This window comes from Sphingomonas paeninsulae, from assembly GCF_003660165.1.
GTDB lineage: Bacteria > Pseudomonadota > Alphaproteobacteria > Sphingomonadales > Sphingomonadaceae > Sphingomonas_O > Sphingomonas_O paeninsulae.
Genome location: NZ_CP032829.1, coordinates 443,796 through 460,577, shown reverse-complemented (window position 1 = coordinate 460,577; position 16,782 = coordinate 443,796). Strand labels below are relative to the sequence as shown.

General features: G+C 56.7%; 11 protein-coding genes, 1 pseudogene and 1 riboswitch. Of the genes and pseudogenes, 7 read left to right on the top strand and 5 right to left on the bottom strand.

Going from position 1 to position 16,782, the window contains the following annotated elements:
• Positions 1-8: 8 nt before the first annotated feature.
• Both D3Y57_RS07585 and D3Y57_RS07580 read right to left on the bottom strand, forming a co-directional pair.
• Positions 9-1,304 carry an efflux RND transporter periplasmic adaptor subunit gene (locus D3Y57_RS07585; protein WP_121152486.1) on the bottom strand — a complete coding sequence of 432 codons (1,296 nt, stop codon included), beginning with the start codon at positions 1,302-1,304 and terminating at the stop codon, positions 9-11.
• 233 nt (positions 1,305-1,537) lie between these two features.
• Complete coding sequence (locus tag D3Y57_RS07580) at positions 1,538-3,988, bottom strand: autotransporter outer membrane beta-barrel domain-containing protein (protein WP_162987035.1); 2,451 nt, start codon at positions 3,986-3,988, stop codon at positions 1,538-1,540.
• Positions 3,989-4,587: 599 nt separating this feature from the next.
• Between D3Y57_RS07580 and D3Y57_RS07570 the strand changes: the two genes are divergently transcribed.
• The 4 genes and pseudogenes from D3Y57_RS07570 (at position 4,588) to D3Y57_RS07555 (ending at position 9,272) form a co-directional block, all read left to right on the top strand.
• Positions 4,588-5,262: a response regulator gene (locus D3Y57_RS07570; protein ID WP_121152483.1), complete on the top strand. Its 675-nt coding sequence runs from the start codon at positions 4,588-4,590 to the stop codon at positions 5,260-5,262.
• On the top strand, positions 5,259-6,617 hold the full coding sequence (locus D3Y57_RS07565; protein ID WP_121152482.1) for a sensor histidine kinase: 1,359 nt from the start codon (positions 5,259-5,261) through the stop codon (positions 6,615-6,617). The genes D3Y57_RS07570 and D3Y57_RS07565 overlap by 4 nt, the downstream gene beginning before the upstream one ends.
• A 58-nt stretch (positions 6,618-6,675) precedes the next feature.
• A riboswitch (yybP-ykoY riboswitch) is annotated at positions 6,676-6,850 on the top strand.
• A 5-nt stretch (positions 6,851-6,855) separates the two neighbouring features.
• Entirely contained in the window at positions 6,856-7,866 is a 1,011-nt protein-coding gene (locus D3Y57_RS07560) for a sodium:calcium antiporter (protein ID WP_121155589.1), read from the top strand.
• A gap of 1,086 nt (positions 7,867-8,952) precedes the next feature.
• Positions 8,953-9,272: pseudogene (locus tag D3Y57_RS07555) on the top strand (hypothetical protein).
• 123 nt (positions 9,273-9,395) lie between these two features.
• Here D3Y57_RS07555 and D3Y57_RS07550 read toward each other — a convergent pair.
• The 3 genes from D3Y57_RS07550 to D3Y57_RS07540 form a co-directional block, all read right to left on the bottom strand.
• Positions 9,396-9,734 carry a hypothetical protein gene (locus tag D3Y57_RS07550; RefSeq protein WP_121152481.1) on the bottom strand — a complete coding sequence of 113 codons (339 nt, stop codon included), beginning with the start codon at positions 9,732-9,734 and terminating at the stop codon, positions 9,396-9,398.
• 128 nt (positions 9,735-9,862) lie between these two features.
• Positions 9,863-10,960 (bottom strand): LLM class flavin-dependent oxidoreductase, encoded by a 1,098-nt coding sequence (locus D3Y57_RS07545; protein ID WP_121152480.1) that lies wholly within the window; start codon positions 10,958-10,960, stop codon positions 9,863-9,865.
• The gene (locus tag D3Y57_RS07540) at positions 10,960-13,287 is read right to left on the bottom strand and encodes a TonB-dependent receptor (RefSeq protein ID WP_162987034.1); all 2,328 of its coding nucleotides are present in this window, start codon (positions 13,285-13,287) and stop codon (positions 10,960-10,962) included. The genes D3Y57_RS07545 and D3Y57_RS07540 overlap by 1 nt, the downstream gene beginning before the upstream one ends.
• Before the next feature lie 413 nt (positions 13,288-13,700).
• On the opposite strand from D3Y57_RS07540, the gene D3Y57_RS07535 reads away from it, so the two are divergent.
• From D3Y57_RS07535 to D3Y57_RS07525, 3 genes are read left to right on the top strand one after another with little or no spacing between them, the layout of a single operon-like run.
• Entirely contained in the window at positions 13,701-14,657 is a 957-nt protein-coding gene (locus tag D3Y57_RS07535; RefSeq protein ID WP_121152478.1) for an aldo/keto reductase, read from the top strand.
• Positions 14,658-14,677: 20 nt separating this feature from the next.
• Positions 14,678-15,655 carry a TauD/TfdA dioxygenase family protein gene (locus tag D3Y57_RS07530; RefSeq protein ID WP_121152477.1) on the top strand — a complete coding sequence of 326 codons (978 nt, stop codon included), beginning with the start codon at positions 14,678-14,680 and terminating at the stop codon, positions 15,653-15,655.
• Complete coding sequence (locus D3Y57_RS07525; protein ID WP_121152476.1) at positions 15,655-16,782, top strand: ABC transporter substrate-binding protein; 1,128 nt, start codon at positions 15,655-15,657, stop codon at positions 16,780-16,782. The genes D3Y57_RS07530 and D3Y57_RS07525 overlap by 1 nt, the downstream gene beginning before the upstream one ends.

Sequence of the window (16,782 nt, the reverse complement as noted above, 5' to 3'; positions counted from 1 at the left end):
GACGGTTGTCAGCCGCCCTGTGCGGCGCGGCGGTGCTTGCCCTTGCCGGCACCGCCCGCTCCGGTCGCTGGTTTATCGCCGGGAAGCGTAACCTTTGCGCCTTCGGTCAATCGATCGCCGCCGTCGGTTATGATCGTTTCCCCGATGGCAAGACCATTGGTGATCTGCATTTTGTCGTTATCGGATATGCCGGTCGTAACCTTACGTTCCGTGACGCTGCGGTCTCCCTTGAGAAGCCAGACGAAGCTGCCGTCGGGACCGGAGCGGACCGCTGATGGCGGAACTGTTACGACATTGCTGATCGTGTCCACCGTCAAACGCACGTTGACGAACTGGCTCGGGTAGAGCTGGTTGCCCGCGTTCGCAAATCTCGCTTTGCCTTTGATGGTGCCGGTCGTGGGATCGACCCGGTTGTCGAGCGTTGAGAATCGTCCTGAATCGAGTTGCTGCGTGCGTGTGCTGTCGAGCGCAATCGCAGCAATGGTCGCACCCTGAGCGATGCGCTTCTGGATCGAAGGTGCTTTTTGCTGCGGTACTGCGAATTCGACGTCGATGGGCTGCAATGTGGTAACGACAGCGACGCCGTTGGCATCCCCGGCAGCGATATAGTTGCCGACATCTATCACCCTCAAGCCGACGCGCCCGGTGACCGGTGATACGATTTTGGTAAAGCCCACGTTGATCTGCGCCTGTTGAACGGCACCCTGATCGAGCACGATCGTTCCCTGAAGCTGATGAACGAGCGCCGCCTGAGTATCCCTGTCCTGACGCGCAATCGAATCCTGTTTCAACAATGTGTCGTAACGCTGAAGTTGCACCCGCGCGTTTTCAAGCTGTGCACGGTCGCGGATCAGCGCGCCCTGCGCCTGAAGCAATACCGCGCTATAGGGGCGGGGGTCGATGATCGCGATTGCCTGACCGCGCTTAACCAACTGACCCTCGGTGTAAAGTATCTGGGTAATCGTGCCCGAAACTTGCGGTCGGACGGTAACCGTTGCCGCCGGGGTCACCGTGCCAAGTGCTTCGACCAGAATTGGCAGGTCGGCGCTTACCGCTTTTGCAGTCCCAACGGTCGTCGGCTGATTCATGCCGCCGGCTCCCCGGCTGCCGCCGCCCCGACCGGCACCGCTTTTCGGACCCGTCGCTGAGCCTTTATGCGACAGGAAATACGCAAAACCGACCAGCAGGATCAGGCCGATTATGCCAGCGATCCAACTGAGGGACTTTGCCCTTGGCGACAGGCGACGACCGTGGCCATCGGCTTCCATAAGCTCGTTTTGATCGCTCACGCCGTCAGTCGCCATATAGTCTCCCGCACTCGGCCGTCATATTGGCCGTAGTCGTAAATCCGATCTAACTACGACTTTTGTAATCATGATAGGGACCGCGTTAAAACTTGCCGTTCAATAAGCAATGAACGGTCGCCTTGAATCAATACGGCATATGACGCTGAACGACGGCCGAACGGCGGGAAAAACAAACGTCATCTGGAATCAAGCGCAGTTGCGGCAATGATACACCGGTCTGGAATAGACGTTTAGAATGCCACCAATACGCCAGCGTTGACACCGTGACTGGTCAGGCCGCTGCGAATTGTTCCCTGATAGCCGACAAAGAGGTATGAGCCCCAATCGTCCGCCTGAAACCGGACCCCGGCATTCGCGTCTTCTTCTGAACGCGATGGTACAAGGTCGGTAACGGTGAAACTGGTGGTCGGATCGGCGTTGAACATCGCGGTGATCTGCGTGTTAGGATTGAGCAAATTATAACGATAGGCCAGATGCAGATAGGGGCGGACCGATCCTGTCATGCGGGCATAGTCGAATCCAACCAGCACATCCTGACGGTCTGCGTTCAACCCATCGACGGTCAGATCCGCGCTGTTGGCCCCGCCTTCGGTAAAGCCATTGATTTTACCCTTGTTGAAATCGAAGCCGACGAAGGGCTGTATCCGGTTACTTTCGCCACCAAAATTATAGCCCAGCGTAGCAACAGCCTTAAAGAGATTGGCGCTCGTATCGGCGGTTGCTGTCCTTGACGTAGCTCCAAGAGCAATTGACTTGCTGGCTGAAACTGAACCGTGAATATAGTCGATCTGGAGATCGGCATTGAAGCGTTTCAGCGTAATGCCACCATAGGCACCCACCTGAAGACTGCTGTCAGAACCAGTGAGGTTGCCGACATTATAATCGACATTGGCCTTTGAATATCCGACGGACATTCCGCCGTGCGCAAATTCATTGCCGACGTCCACGCCGCCCTGAATACCAAAGATAGTCTCGCCGCTGCCATAGGTGTTGCCGCCCGCTTTACCGCGCTGGAAATAAGGTGTCAGCCACAGACCCGGCGTAGCATCCTTTGTTATGCCAAGCGTATCGAGGCGCATGTTGATCTGGCGGCTGAACAGATTTCCCTGATCCTGCAATGCTGTGACATAAGCGCCATAGCCCTGCGGACTAACCTGATCGAAGAACGTCTGCGCCTGTGCGACGGTCATAAAGTCCACGCCGCCTACAAGGACCGCAGCATCGCCGGTGGGCGCAACATTGGCTGTATTCACGAGGTTCTGAAAGCCACCGCTTGCCGCAGTCTGGGCTCCGCCTGCAACGGCGAGCTGATTGGCGGTAGCGGTTGGTGCCAGTACCGATATGTAGGTGGCGGTCCGTGTTGCCGCGATCTGCAAAGCCTGTTGCGCGCCAGAGACTGTTACCACGCCATTGGATGTGAAGGTCAGGAACGGTGACACCGTCGTAACGCCATTCACGGTAACGCCATTATTGGTGATACCCTGATCGGCGAGAACGATATTATAGGTGCTGCCGGTCGGGTAAAATCCCTGAACCGGCGTAACGTTGATCGTTCCAGCCAGAGCCGCCGTACCCGTAGTGTGAATCTGGCCGTATCCGGTGCCGGCGACGGCCGACGAAAGCATCGGAACATTGAGCACGCCCGTCTGCGAATAACTGCCATTGATGGTGAGCAGGGCCGGTGCGGCGGGGCTGGCGGTTGTTCCGACCGTCAGAGTTCCGCTGTTGGTCAGGGTTCCTGTCATAATGCCCGAAAGCGTCATGGTGCCGCTGTTGTTTACGCTGCCCGGAACGATGGATGTGTTGGTGATAATACCGGCGTAAGTGCCAGCGTTTGTGAAATTCGTTGCGTCTGCCGTCGTGATGTTGCCGGTGAGCGTTGCGCCGCTGTTATTGTTGACCGTGACCGATCCAGCCGTGCTTCCCGCCGTCTCTATGATATCGCCGGTAATCGCTCCGTTATTGAGTACGGAAAGAAATCCGGAGCCCACCGCCGGCGTGGTGCCGGTGATGCTCCCGGTGATAACGCCGCCAACATTGTTGGTGATGGTTAAAGGAGCCGTCGTCGTGGTAGTCCCGGTGATCGTGCCGGTATTCATCAGGTTGGTCGTATCGGAGGTCGTAATGGCGCCGGTAATCGTCGCACCGGTGGAATTTATTATATTGACCGTGTCGGCGCCGCTGGCCGTCGTTTCGACGATGCCGCCGCTCACGAGGCCGGAATTGTTGATTGTCGTGTTTCCGACGGACGTGATTAAACCGGCGATTCCGTTCGTCGTACTGAGATTATTGACCGTATTAACCTGAGCACCCGTTGCTGCGCCGAACAGAATATTTCCTGTGATCGCGCCGGATGCTGCCGCTTCCTCTGTTATCGTCCCGTTGCCGCCGAGCGAAACGGCCGTCGTGCCAGAGCCGGTATTGATGGTGCCGAGAGTATCGACCGAACTGTTGGCCCCGACTGCCTGCAAGCCGCTCCCGGTTACCGATGCCCCATTGGTAACGGTAACCGCAACACCGGGGGCAGAGGTAGAATAACCTGTTGAACTGGAGGTACAGCTTACCGTCTGTCCCGTCGTGTCGGCTACGCAGTCCGCCCAGGCTGTGCCGGAGAAGAGCGTCATTCCCGTCACAATTGCCGGAGAAAGGAAAAGACGTTTGCGGATACTCTTAATGGCCACGGTAAAACCTTTGGTTGGGAAATTTGCTGGAGTGGTGTCTGAATGAGGTGGCGCGCGGGTCGCTTGCGCTATTCAATTCCGAGCCGCGTTCGCTCGAAATCTAAGATATGGTCTGGCCTGCAAGATCAGGCGCGTGGGCATGTTCAGCGCAGGAGAACCCCACTCGCGAGCAGAAACGATGCTACCCCCAGACCGAAGGGCGTTGTGATCAGGGCGTACAACGGACGCCACCAGCGCATCGTGTGCGGGGCGTTTTCCGAGGGCATCAACCGGGCACTATAGGGCCGGAAGGCCGTGTACTGAACATGATCAGTGTGAGGTTCGAGCTTTGGGACATCATGTTCCATGAGTGAGCTGGTGTCTCCGGACGGCGTTAAGAGGTGGCTGGGAAGCATTTGCTGAGCTGACTGCACTCTCATCATCGTCGCCTTTCCTCGTTCAGAAACGCGTGTGGTCCGCGTTGCAGGACAGGGATTATGTCGGCTAACTGACAACAGCCTTACGGCTTCTGATATCTGTGCTGTCCGATCAAACCTGTAAGGTCTGTGTAAGGACAAGACCGCACAGCCCGGGCAGGCTGGATTGGATTATTGTTCGTCATGCGCTTGCTAATTGTCGAGGACGACGCCGAACTTGCCGACGCGCTTATGGCGGCGTTCGAGCGGCATGATATTCATTGCGATCACGCAAAGTCGGCGGGCGATACGCTGCAAATGGTGGCGACGACGAGCTATTCGCTGATCGTGCTTGACCTAGGTTTGCCCGATGAAAGCGGATTGAGCGTGATTAAGCGGATGCGTTCGCGGGGGCAGGTGGAACCGGTTATCATATTGACAGCGCGCAGCGACGCGCCGACGCGTCTGGAGGGCCTGAGATCGGGTGCGGACGACTTTATCGTGAAGCCGTTTCTGTTCGATGAGCTTCATGCAAGAGTCGAAGCGGTCCTCCGGCGGCAGGGTGGCTATGTCGATCGCCGCATCGGCATCGGTGATCTGTCGCTCGACACCGAAACCCGCGAACTGACGATCTGTGGCGAGCAAATCTCGATGTCGATCCGTGAAACCGAATTGCTGGAAATATTGCTTCGCCGCAGCGAGCATGTGACGCCCAAGCGTGTTCTTGAAGACCAGCTTTTCGGGTCCGGCGATACGCTCGGTTCAAATGCGGTCGAGGTCTATGTGCATCGCATTCGGCAAAAACTGAAAAGCCGGTCGCTCGACGTGGAACTGCAGACGGTGCGTGGTATCGGTTACATCCTGAAACGGCTGCGATGATAAGGAAGCCGCGTTCGCTGTACGGGCAGATTATACTGGCCCAGTCGCTGGTTATCCTCGCCATCGCCCTGGCGCTGACCTTTGGTTTGTCCTTTCTGCTGCGACAGACCGCTGATGATTTCGTGAATGGCCGCCTGCACCGCGATGCGAGCCGTGTTGCGGCGGCGCTTGTCCGCAACGACCACGGCATAGAGTTGCGTCCGGGCGCACATATGGGAATATCCTTTGACGCCAAACAAGGCAGCCGAACCTTTGGCGTATTTGATGACAAGGGTGTTCTTGTCGCCAGCAGCGCGCGCGCGCTGCCACCTGCCGCCATTCGCATGGAGCGTACGGACAAAGAGTCCTCCTTCCATCACAAATCACTGAACATCCTGATCATGCCGATCGGTAATTTATTACCGGCGGCGGGGTCATTACCCAGAGCATGGGTGGTGATCGCGCAGGACAATCGCAATCCGGAAGTGATCGTCGATGACGTGATCGCCTTTTTCCTATCCCGATTGGTCTGGCTTGTCCCTTTGACGATCCTCAGCCTGCTTTTGCTGACCGCTTTCGTGGCACGGCAAGGCACGCGAGCGATTGCCAGAGTGTCGCGGGAGGCGGATCTTATAGGGCCGGGTAGATTGGACCAAAGGCTTACGATCGAGGGTTTGCCTGCTGAGGCGCAGCCACTCGCCAGGGCCACCAATCGCGCGCTCGACCGTCTCGAATACGCCTATCTCAGCCAAAGCGAATTTGTCAGCAATGTGGCCCATGAGTTGCGCACGCCACTGGCCCTGATTGCCCTGCGCGCCGAAGTGGCCGATGATCAATTGAAGGCGCAATTGCTGATCGGCGTCAAACGGGCGGCGCGCGTTATCGACCAGTTGCTGGCACTGGCTTCGCTTGAAAACGCCGAACGCTCGTCCACGACAAGCGATCTGGTCGACGCGGCGAGGGTGACCGTCGAACTTTACGCGCCAATTGTGCTCAACAGTGGCCGTTCGATCTCGTTCGATGCAGGTACGGCCGGCGTCATCGCCATTCGAATACCGCTCGGGATCATAGAGATCGCGCTCGGCAATCTGATCGACAATGCCATTCGTCATACACCGGTTGGCACGCGGATCGTTGTGTCGGTTGCACCTTCCGGGTCGCTTGAAGTTGCCGACGATGGTCCGGGCATCGCCGCCGATCAAAGGTCGAATGCCCGCAAACGATATTGGCGCGCCGATAACTCACGAAGCGATAGCGCCGGACTGGGGCTCGCCATCGTGGAACGGATCATGAGTACATATGGCGGCGCATTGAATATCGGGCAAAGTGCCGATGGCGGCACGTCGGTCGTACTCGCCTTCACTGCGATAGAGTAAGAGACGGCACCAGCGTGATCGGGCAGGCTTGACCCGAAATGCCGTTCGCAGCATAGCGTTCGGGCTTCTTGGGGAGTAGCCACCCGCATCTTCAGCGGGATCTGCGTCAACATACTCGGCCTTGGCCGTGGTGCAGATGACCTTATGGTTCGGCGAGACCATGGATCGGCAGGTGTTCGATGGGGTCGGGCACGTGTATGGATCCGTGTGTTCGCCGCCGACCCCTGAGGATTTTCGAATGCATTCGATCTGGTTGACGATCGGCCTGCTGTTAGGCTCGGCAATTACTATCTATCTGGCCTGCGAGTTTTTCGTGAACGGTGTGGAGTGGGTCGGCCAGCGCCTTGCCGTGGGACAGAAAGCCACCGGAACCATATTGGCCGCGTTCGGAACGGCGTTGCCCGAAAGCGTGGTGACGTTGGTGGCCGTCGCATTCGGTGCGACTGCGGCGTCGAAAGACCTTGGTGTCGGCGCAGCCCTTGGTGGGCCACTGGCCTTGTCCACAATCGCTTATGCAACGGTCGGCATTGTCTTGATTGCGACCCGAAGGCACTTGCCGAACACGGCCGCTATTAGAGACGAATTCCGACGGTTGAGCCGCGATCAGGGTTGGTTTTTGGTCCTTTTTGCGGCGAAAATCGCGCTCGGTCTGGTTCTGTTCGCGTGGAAGCCGTGGTTCGGTGTCCTGTTCCTGGTCGCCTATGGCCTGTATGTCCGACAGGAGATGACCGGCCCCGGCGACGACGAAGAAGGCGAGCTTGAGCCGCTCAAGATTCAACCCCATACCGAAAACCCAAGCACAGCATGGGCGATCGCCCAGACGCTGATGGCGCTGGTCGTGATCTTTATTGCGTCACGCGTGTTTGTTTCGCAACTCGAAGACCTTGGTCCGGCACTCGGCCTGAAACCCCAATTGCTCGCGCTTCTCCTCAGTCCAATCGCGACCGAACTGCCCGAAACCATGAACGCGATCATCTGGGTTCGACAGGGTAAACATCGGTTGGCCCTTGCCAATATCTCTGGGTCGATGATGATTCAGGCGACCGTGCCAACTGCGCTCGGCTTGTTCTTCACGCCGTGGATGCTTGGCACGCCGCTTTTGGTGGCGGCCGGCGCGACGGCGATCGCGGTGGGGATCATGTTCATTGCGTTTCGGCGAGGCGTCCTATCGCGCAAGCTGCTTGCGGCAATGGGGCTGCTCTATCTTGTGTTTGCGGCGATATTGGTCGGATTGCATGTCACCGGGTGATGATGAGTTGGGAGAGGACTATGGCCCGGCTGTTTTTAACAGAGGGAGATAGACCGCAGCCGTTGGGCTCGCGAACTGGAGCCTGACGACAAACCCCGAAAAAGAGGTTGTCGTACATTTTATCAAGACGGCAGGGTTTGTCGTACACTTTTGGAGAATTGTGCCTGAGGAAGTGCGATTTGGAGCTTTCTACCGAGAGAGGGTGACGACAAACATGTGTTTGGCGTCAGCGCCAGCAAATTAACGGATCAATGCTATCGGTTGCCTCGGGTAGAATGAGTTGTGCCCAAAAATGGGGCGGCATGAAACGGGCTATGGGGATGGCACTTATATTCGCCACGACAGCATGTCGCGGGGAGTTAGGCGATATTGTCATTATATACGACCGACAAACTCTCCAGTCTTTTGGCTGAAACATAGCGCTCTTGAAGGACCTTCGATTATCTGACTTCCCAAAGTGGTAAATAGTACACATTGATTGTACTTACCATCAATCCAGATTCCACGCGAATTACCATTCGCATTCTTAACATAAGCGGGGTCTAATTGCTTAAGTGCATTCAGCGAGGAGACGTATAGTGCATTGTCCTTACTCATATAAACATCATGGTTATAGTTATTGCACGAAACTGTCATAAAAGAGGTGAATAAGACTATGAATTTAGTACGCATAACCGCCTCCTTTTACTTTTTTTCATAACAATATGTTGTCCCATCGTAGTCGGTGGCAGCCACTCCGATGTGTCCACTATCGGCGGTACCAGCGTCGCCGTTTCCACCACTTAGACCTGGCGAATCTGGTGGAGAATGGAGCCAAGCGGCCGCTTTTCCCAAATTCAAATCAATAGGAGACGGTCTCTTATCCACCAAACTATGCCGTTCACCGGGTGACCACAAACGGGTGTTTGCCGCCAGGCGGCCGCCCTGAAGCATTTGTTTGTGGCCACACTTGCTATCGCTGCTGAACTGGTCATCCAAAGCTTGCCACCGCCATCGCAGTTCGACCTTGTCTATGCTGATTGAGGGTGCGGGCGACAAAGGCTCGAAGGGGTGGCTTGCGATCATAAGCGTGCTACGCCTGACGACATGCTTAACATTCGCAGCCTTGCCGGTCTCGTCGATATCGACGGCCTTAAATATGAGTGGCAACTCCAACGAGAGCCGCAATGGAGTGATGCCGATGGCTGGAAAGGCATGACGGTTTCGTTGCTGCAACAAGATATGCAGCGTGGGGCGTTACTGGAATTCCCCCGCCGAAACGCCTGTTGAAAGGATTGCCGCGGGGACGCCTGCAAATGAACGATGCAATTGTCTCGCGGGGCGTTCGTGCGGCTTTACTGGCCGGATGGGAACCAGCGTCGCGAGGCAAGCCTATGGTTTTCATGGTCGACGCCGACGGAAACTAGGGAGTGCCATCAGTTCGCCCCGTCACTCTGCAGTAAATAGTCGGGCAGAAAAGATAAATTCCGGCCGTTCTATTGCGTGAAAATATGAACTATCCTCACTATCCGATCGAAATAGCGTGATAGTCAGCGTGGCTTCTTTGCGATGGTTGCGGTGAAATCGGGATCTTTATTGGCGACCCAATCGACAAATTTGCGCACGGCGGGGTTGGCCAGCAGATTCTCTACATCCATCCCATTGCGCTGGAGTTCGGAGTTGGTGAAATTGGCGATCAGCGTCTGCTGACAAATGGAGTGCATGGGGACGACATCGCGTCCGCCCCTACTCTTGGGCACGGGATGGTGCCAGACAATGGTCTTGCCAGTGGGCCGACTACAGAGCCAGCAGGGTGGTGCTACAGCAGGAGCCTGCTCCGCGCGATGCAACTCTTCGTAGGGATCATGTTTCGAATGTTTACGGGCCATGTGTCTGCCTGAATTGCCTAAATATGCGCTGCCCACCTATAGCGGTGCGCTCTGCATTTCCACACTGGCATTTCCAACCCTGACTGACATGCACTTCCAGAAGAGCAAGTGGCTGCGGTCGAGCTGATTTATCCTGCGCCTGCGCGTAACAAGGGAAGCAACTGGTCGCCCTGCCTCTTGATTTCAGAGAGATAGGGTGTGTCCGAAAGTACGAAATGCGTGATGCCCAGTGCCTCGTATTTGCGTAAGGAACGGGCCACGTCTTCTGCCGAGCCAACCAGCCATGTCGTGCCCGCTCCGCCACCGCCATATTTGCCCGGTGCTGTGTACAGGTTTTCGTCCAGAACCTCACCACGGGAATGGAGATCGAGCAGCCGCTGTTGCCCGGTTGCGACGCCGTTTCGGTGATAATCCTTGCGACCACTATTGTCGGCTTTTTGGGCCATTTCGGCGACCTTGGCCTCGGCGTCCGCCCACGCTTGCTCGGTGGTGTCGCGCACGAGCGTCGTGATCCGCAACCCAAATTCCAGTGGAGCAAGGTCGCGGTCCAGTTCCTTGCTCAACGATTTTAGCCGTTCGATCCGTTCCTGAACGCCATCCAGAGGCTCGCCCCAAAATAGCTGGACGTCGGCTTCGGTGGCGGAGACACGCTCGGCCGCTTCCGATGCGCCGCCGAAATAAAGCTTTGGGTGCCGACGACCATTATGTTCGTGCAGGCGGGGCATGACGGTCGATCCTGTGACCTGAAAATGTTCTCCCACTGTTGAGACATTTTCCTCGGTCCACAGGCGGCGGACCGTCCGCATGAATTCTCTGGTCCGTGCATAGCGGTGGGCCTGATCCCCCTCACTATCGCCGTATGCCGCCAGATTGTCCTGACCCGACACGATGTTGATTCGCACGCGGCCACCCGTCAGTGCGTCGAGCGTTGCAGCGGCCGATGCGAAGTTGGCGGGTCGCCAGTAACCTGGACGGATCGCAATCAGTGGTTCGAAGGTCGTGGTTCGGGTGGCGAGCGCTGTGGCGACCGTGAAGGTGTCGGGCCGTCCCCAGCCGGTTCCGATGAGAGCGCCTTTCCAGCCATGCTCCTCCAATGATTTGGCATGGTTGGTTAGAGTTTCGAGGCTGTTGTGTTTGTCGTCCAGGGCGTCCCCACGATGACCGGCCTCGACCTCATTTGGAATATACCAGAGAAATTCGGAAGTGTTGTTCGGGCCGCTTGCCATCAGAAGGTTACCCGCAATGTGGCACCCGCTGTCCTTGGTGTTCCCAATTGTCCAGCATACGCAAATGCGGCGGCCCCAACGATTGCTGTTGTGGACAAATTCTGGAAATACTTTTTGTCGAATGCGTTGCTGACCCAGGCGGACAGGTCGTAGCGGCCATCCTTGAACGATGCCCCGACGCGGAAGTTTGCGACGCCATATCCTGGAATCCGACTGTATGGGCCATCGTCCGCTGTGCCGAACACACTCGAACGATAGCTATATTGGGCAAGCGCATAGGGGCGGATGCCGTTGGCAAGTTCGGTGTGATAGTCGATTGTCCCGTTGCCGACCCATTTTGGTGCCTGAAACAGTGGTCGGCCTGTCAGGTCGCAAGTGCCGGTTACACCGACGGGGCAGGGGGCGTTGGTGTATTTGGTATATTTGGCGTCGTTGAACGAACCGTTTGCCGACAGGGTCAGGTGTTCCGAAACGCGCAGGGAGCCATCAACCTCGATCCCGCGGGAGCGGACATCACCGACATTGGCGAGGTAGGAGCGATTGCCATTGGTGGGCACGATATTGGCCTGCAACCCCGAAAGGTCGGTGGAAAACGCGCTGAGATTTAGGGTGAGGCGGCGGCCGAAATATTGCTGCTTCAGGCCGACCTCCCAGTTTTTTACCTTTTCGGGTGCAAGGACGAGCGGTGTTCCGGCGGAAACGGCTGAGTTAAGATTGAGGCCAGAGCCCTTATATCCCGTTGAATATGAAGCATAAAATAGCACATCGTTGGCAATTTTGTAAGAAGCACTCAACAGGTAGGAGAGGTTATTGCCAGTCACCGAGACGTCGTAGTGGAACGGTATAGAGGTGGCGGCGTAAGGGGTGCCGACAGTCGATGTGTCGGATGTGCCCGACCGTTTGTCATGGGTATAACGAAGGCCGCCGGTCAGTGTCAGGCGATCGGTGACGGCAAAATTCGCCTGACCGAAAGCCGCGATGCTATCCACCGTAGTGTCGACGTCATCCAGATATTGCGATCCTGTTGCGATATTGACGGCCGGTGCAGCGGGATTGGCGAGCCGCAGGTAGGTGGTATAAAACGCGCTGGCGTCATAACCGAACTGGTTAAGGATGAAGTGATCCTTCAACCTTTGGTGAAACAGATAACCGCCGATCTGCCAGTTGAAGCGACCCGGTTGAGACGCCAGTCGAAATTCCTGCGAATACTGATCGTCCTTGGTCTGGGCGACGTTCACCTGAATGATATCCAGTGGCGTGCCGTCGCTGTCCTGTAGCGGGTGGAAATGCCAGTATTTCCACGCTGTAACAGACGTTAGAGTGGCAAATCCGAGATCCCAGTCGGCCTGTAGCGAGACGCCTTTCTGATCGGTGAGCATGTTTTGCGGAGCGTTATTCTGTGTCGCATTCAGATTGCGTGTGGGAACATAGCCGAGTGTCGCCAGTGCGCTGAGCGTGCGGGCCGTTGCTGTTGATGTAGAGGCGGGGAGCACAAGCTTTGTGGAATTGACGCAGCAGGTATCGTCTTCGACCGAATAATCGGCCACCAACCGCAAGGTCAGCTTGCTCGTCGGTGTCGCAAGCAGTTGGAGACGTCCGCCGCTTCGACCGACGCTATTTGCGGCGATGCCGGTTTTTGTATTGGTCAAAACCCCGTCGCGATGGGTGTTGAATCCGGTAGCGCGAAAAGCGAGCAAACCGTCGATCAACGGACCGGTGATACTGATACGTTCCTGATTGTAATTATAATTTCCACCAGACAGTTCGGCGGTGACGCCAAAAGTGAATTCGGGTTTCCGTGTCGTGATGTTGAGAACGCCGGCCGAGTTATTGCGACCAAACAATGTCCCCTGTGGGCCGCGCAGCACTTCTACGCGCTCGACGTCGATAAGATCGGAGAGCGCCATGCCGGGGCGACCAAGATAGACGTTGTCGATATAGACCCCGACCGAGGTGTCGAGGCCGTCCGATGCCGATGAAACGCCGATGCCGCGAATGCCGATCGATGAATTTCGCGGGTTCGAGTTGTATGATGTCAGGCTTGGCGTCTGAAACTGAACGTCGGTCAGTGTGTAGCCGCCCGTCCGTTCCAGATTCGCGCCCGAAATAACCGAAAGCGCGATCGGAACGTCCTGCGCGCGTTCGGCAGTGCGGCGCGCGGTCACCGTGATTTCTTCGCTGCTTGCCCCTGATGAACTGTCGTCGCTCGCCCCAGTCGATGCGGTATCCGCCGGTGCAACGGCTGTAGCGGCCAGTGCAGGTTGTCCCATCGCAGCAACCCCTAATATCGATGAAAGGAGCAGCGCACGACGATATGAACTCTTCATTATTAAACCCCTAGATTCAGTGTTGGGTCGCTGCCGGGCTTGCCCGATCACGCCAGTCATTGGATGTGGTCGGGATCGTAAATCCGACGATCAAGGCTCCAGTTTAATTCATATCAAGTCAATATGAATTGAGTCGCTTCATTCTGCTGTGCAGCAAAGATTTTCTACGGCTTGGCGACCGGGATCTGAGATTTAGATTTATCACATCACTGATAAACCTGCAAAAAATATGCCATTTTGAATCAGGGCTAAGGCGAAAGGATTTCAGGTGGCCCCCCCGCATTAATATCATATCAATCTGGTATAGATTCTGCGCTTACCTAAAGATTTTCTGTGTTCGCAGTTCTGCGTGAGCGGAGCAGTCTTAGTGACGAAACCGGCCATCGCAGGCCGTCACACGGCAGGAGTACATAATGCCCAAGCTCGGAAAATTCGAAATCAGCAAGCAGGGTTTCGGCGCGATGGGGCTGTCCCATGTTTACGGTCAGGCCGATGATGCGGGTTCGATAAAGACCATTCATCGTGCCATTGAAATCGGCATCACATTTTTCGATACGGCAACCGGCTATGGCAACGGCCATAATGAGGAATTGTTAGGCAAGGCCATCGCGGACCGGCGGGGCCAGGTCATTATCGCCAGCAAATTCGTTCACCGGCCCAATGGCGGCGATCGGGTCGATGCGATTAATCCGCGGGATGCCGTCGAGGCCAGCTTGCGACGGTTGGGAGTCGACAAGATCGATCTCTACTACCTTCATCGTGTCGATGCAGACATTCCGATTGAAGAGTCGATTGGTGAACTTGGCCGTCTTGCCGATGAAGGGAAAATCGGTGGCGTCGGTGTATCTGAAGCAACGGCGGACGGAATTCGCCGCGCACACGCAGCTTATCCGCTGACGGCTTTACAGAGCGAATATTCACTGTGGACCCGCGACGTCGAAGTCGAAATTCTTCCGACTACCCGCGAACTGGGTATCGGGTTCGTTGCCTATAGCCCGCTGGGCCGTGGCTTTCTGGCAGGTGCCGAAGTCACCGATCCGAACGATCGCCGTCACGTTCATCCGCGATTTACCGCCGATGCGGTTGCCGCAAACAGCAAACGTCGCGAAACGATTGAGGCCGTGGCAAAGCGATTGGGTGCCAGCATTGCGCAGGTCAGTCTTGCATGGGTGATTTCAAAGAATGTGGTCCCGATTCCCGGCACCCGTCACATCGAACACCTCGAATCCAACTGGGCCGCCAATGAGCTGATCCTCGATGCCGATGCGATCGCGGAACTGGAAAACGCATTCACGCGCGGATCGACCGTGGGCGCGCGCTATCCGAGCGAGCAACTGAAGAATGTCCCGCCCGAGCCCGTCGCAGCCTGAGCAACGAAAGGGAGTTTATCATGAGCAATGTTGCCCAGTTTCGCGCCGTGACAACGAGCGATCGCTTTAGTTACCGCCATATCAACGTCGAAGCCGTTACGCCGATTATTGGCGCAGAAATTTCGGGGGTCGATCTGCGACAACCGATCAGTCCCGAAGTGGCAGCCGATATTCAAAAGGCGCTTCATGACTGGCGCGTCGTCTTTTTCCGCGATCAGGACATCAGCAACGACCAGTTAAAGGCCTTCGGTCGTGCATTCGGCCCCCTGACGCCGGCGCATCCAATTTCGGAAGGCATGGAGGAGCATCCCGAAATCTGGGAGCGGACAGTCGATGAATACCGCACGCGGCGATCGAAGAACGAAGCATCGCCGCCGGGTCGCGAACCACCGCGCGACTTCAAGGGCTGGCACATCGACATTACCTTCGTCGCCAACCCGAACCGCTATTCGATCCTCCACGGGGTCGAGATTCCCCCCTATGGTGGCGACACACTGTTCGCCAATCTCATCGCCGCGTATGAAGGGCTTTCCGCGCCGATCCGATCTTTGCTCGATGGATTGCAGGCCGTCCATCGCGTCAGCAGTTATGATTCGGCCGGCAGTAAACCGCGTCGCGACGGTCGTTCGACTGGTCCTTTCGTCTCACTCCATCCTCTGGTCCGTGTTCACCCCGAAACCGGCGAAAATCTGCTGTTTCTCAATCCCGGAACGATTAGCCACATTGTCGGTTTGAAGGAGCCCGAGAGCAAAGCGCTGCTCGATCTGCTGTTCTACGAAGTGACGCGCCCTGAATATCAGGTTCGCTTTCATTGGCGGCCGAAGTCGCTCGTCGTCTGGGATAATCAGGCAGTCGCGCACGCTGGCCCGATCGACTATTCGCACTTCGATTTGCCACGCGCGGTCCGGAGAATCACGGTTGCGGGCGACCTGCCGCGCGGTGCCGATGGGTTCATTTCACAGCCGTTGGAAGGCGAGCTGTTCAACGTGCTCGGCTGATGCCGCGCGCTGCGCCGGCAAAGCCCTGGGGGTTTATCGGTCTGCTCGTCTTCGTGGCGGCCAGTATCGCCTTTCTGTTTGCCACCGCGCCTAATCGCGCAGGCACGACGGTCGTGCGCGGTGGAGGATTGTCGTTGACCGCGTCACTCCCGGACACCATTCCACCGGGTACGACGCTGGTGGTTGGTGATCCGGTAACGCAGTGGATCATCGAACATAATGGCTGGGACAAGCAGCTTCCTTATGCAATTAAATGGGTGCAGATCACCGGTGGTCCCGATGTCACCGAAGCATTTCATGCCCGCGCGCTCGACGTCGGTCTTGGTGCGAATGTTCCGCCAATTCATGCGGCCTGGGTAGGCATTCCGGTAAAGATCATCGCATTTCGCCAGCGGCGCGATCCTTTGAAGTTTCCAACTTATGTGCTGGGGATTTCGCCGAAGTCCGAGATCAGGACGCTTGCGGACCTTCGTGGAAAGCGCATCGCGTTCAGCCCGAGCCAGATACAGGGACAGATCGTTCTCCAGACATTGGCCGCTGCTGGCCTGACGAAAGACGACGTGACGCTGGTCGAGCTGCCGTCGAGCATCGGCGGTGACGTTTATACGAGTGCACTGGCGAGCAATTTGGTTGATATGGCACCAATCGGTAACGGCATTGTCGCCGAACGCTATCTTCAAAAATTCGGCCGCGATGGCGCACGATTGCTTCGGCATCAGGCATTCCGCGACGATGCCATCGTTGCCTATGTGCCCGTTTCTACGTTGGAAAATCCCGCCAAAGCTGCCGCGTTGAAGCAGTTCGCGAAACTATGGGGCCGCGCTCAGGCATGGGCGCAAAACCATCCCGATGAGCTTGCGGCGGGATACTATGTAAAGCAGCAGGGACTGTCGCCGACAGACGCGCAATTGATCCATGCCGCGACGGGAGAGATTGACGTTCCGCTTAATTGGGATGGGGCGGTTGCTTACCAGCGCAACGCCATCGAACTGATGGCGAACGAGACAAAGAAGCCAAAATTCGATGCCGCGACCTTGTTCGACCGACGCTTCGAGGCGCTTGCAGCAGAGGGGTTCGCGCAATCCCTCTCGCCCGCCCAATCCATTGCATCAAACAGTGTTCGATAG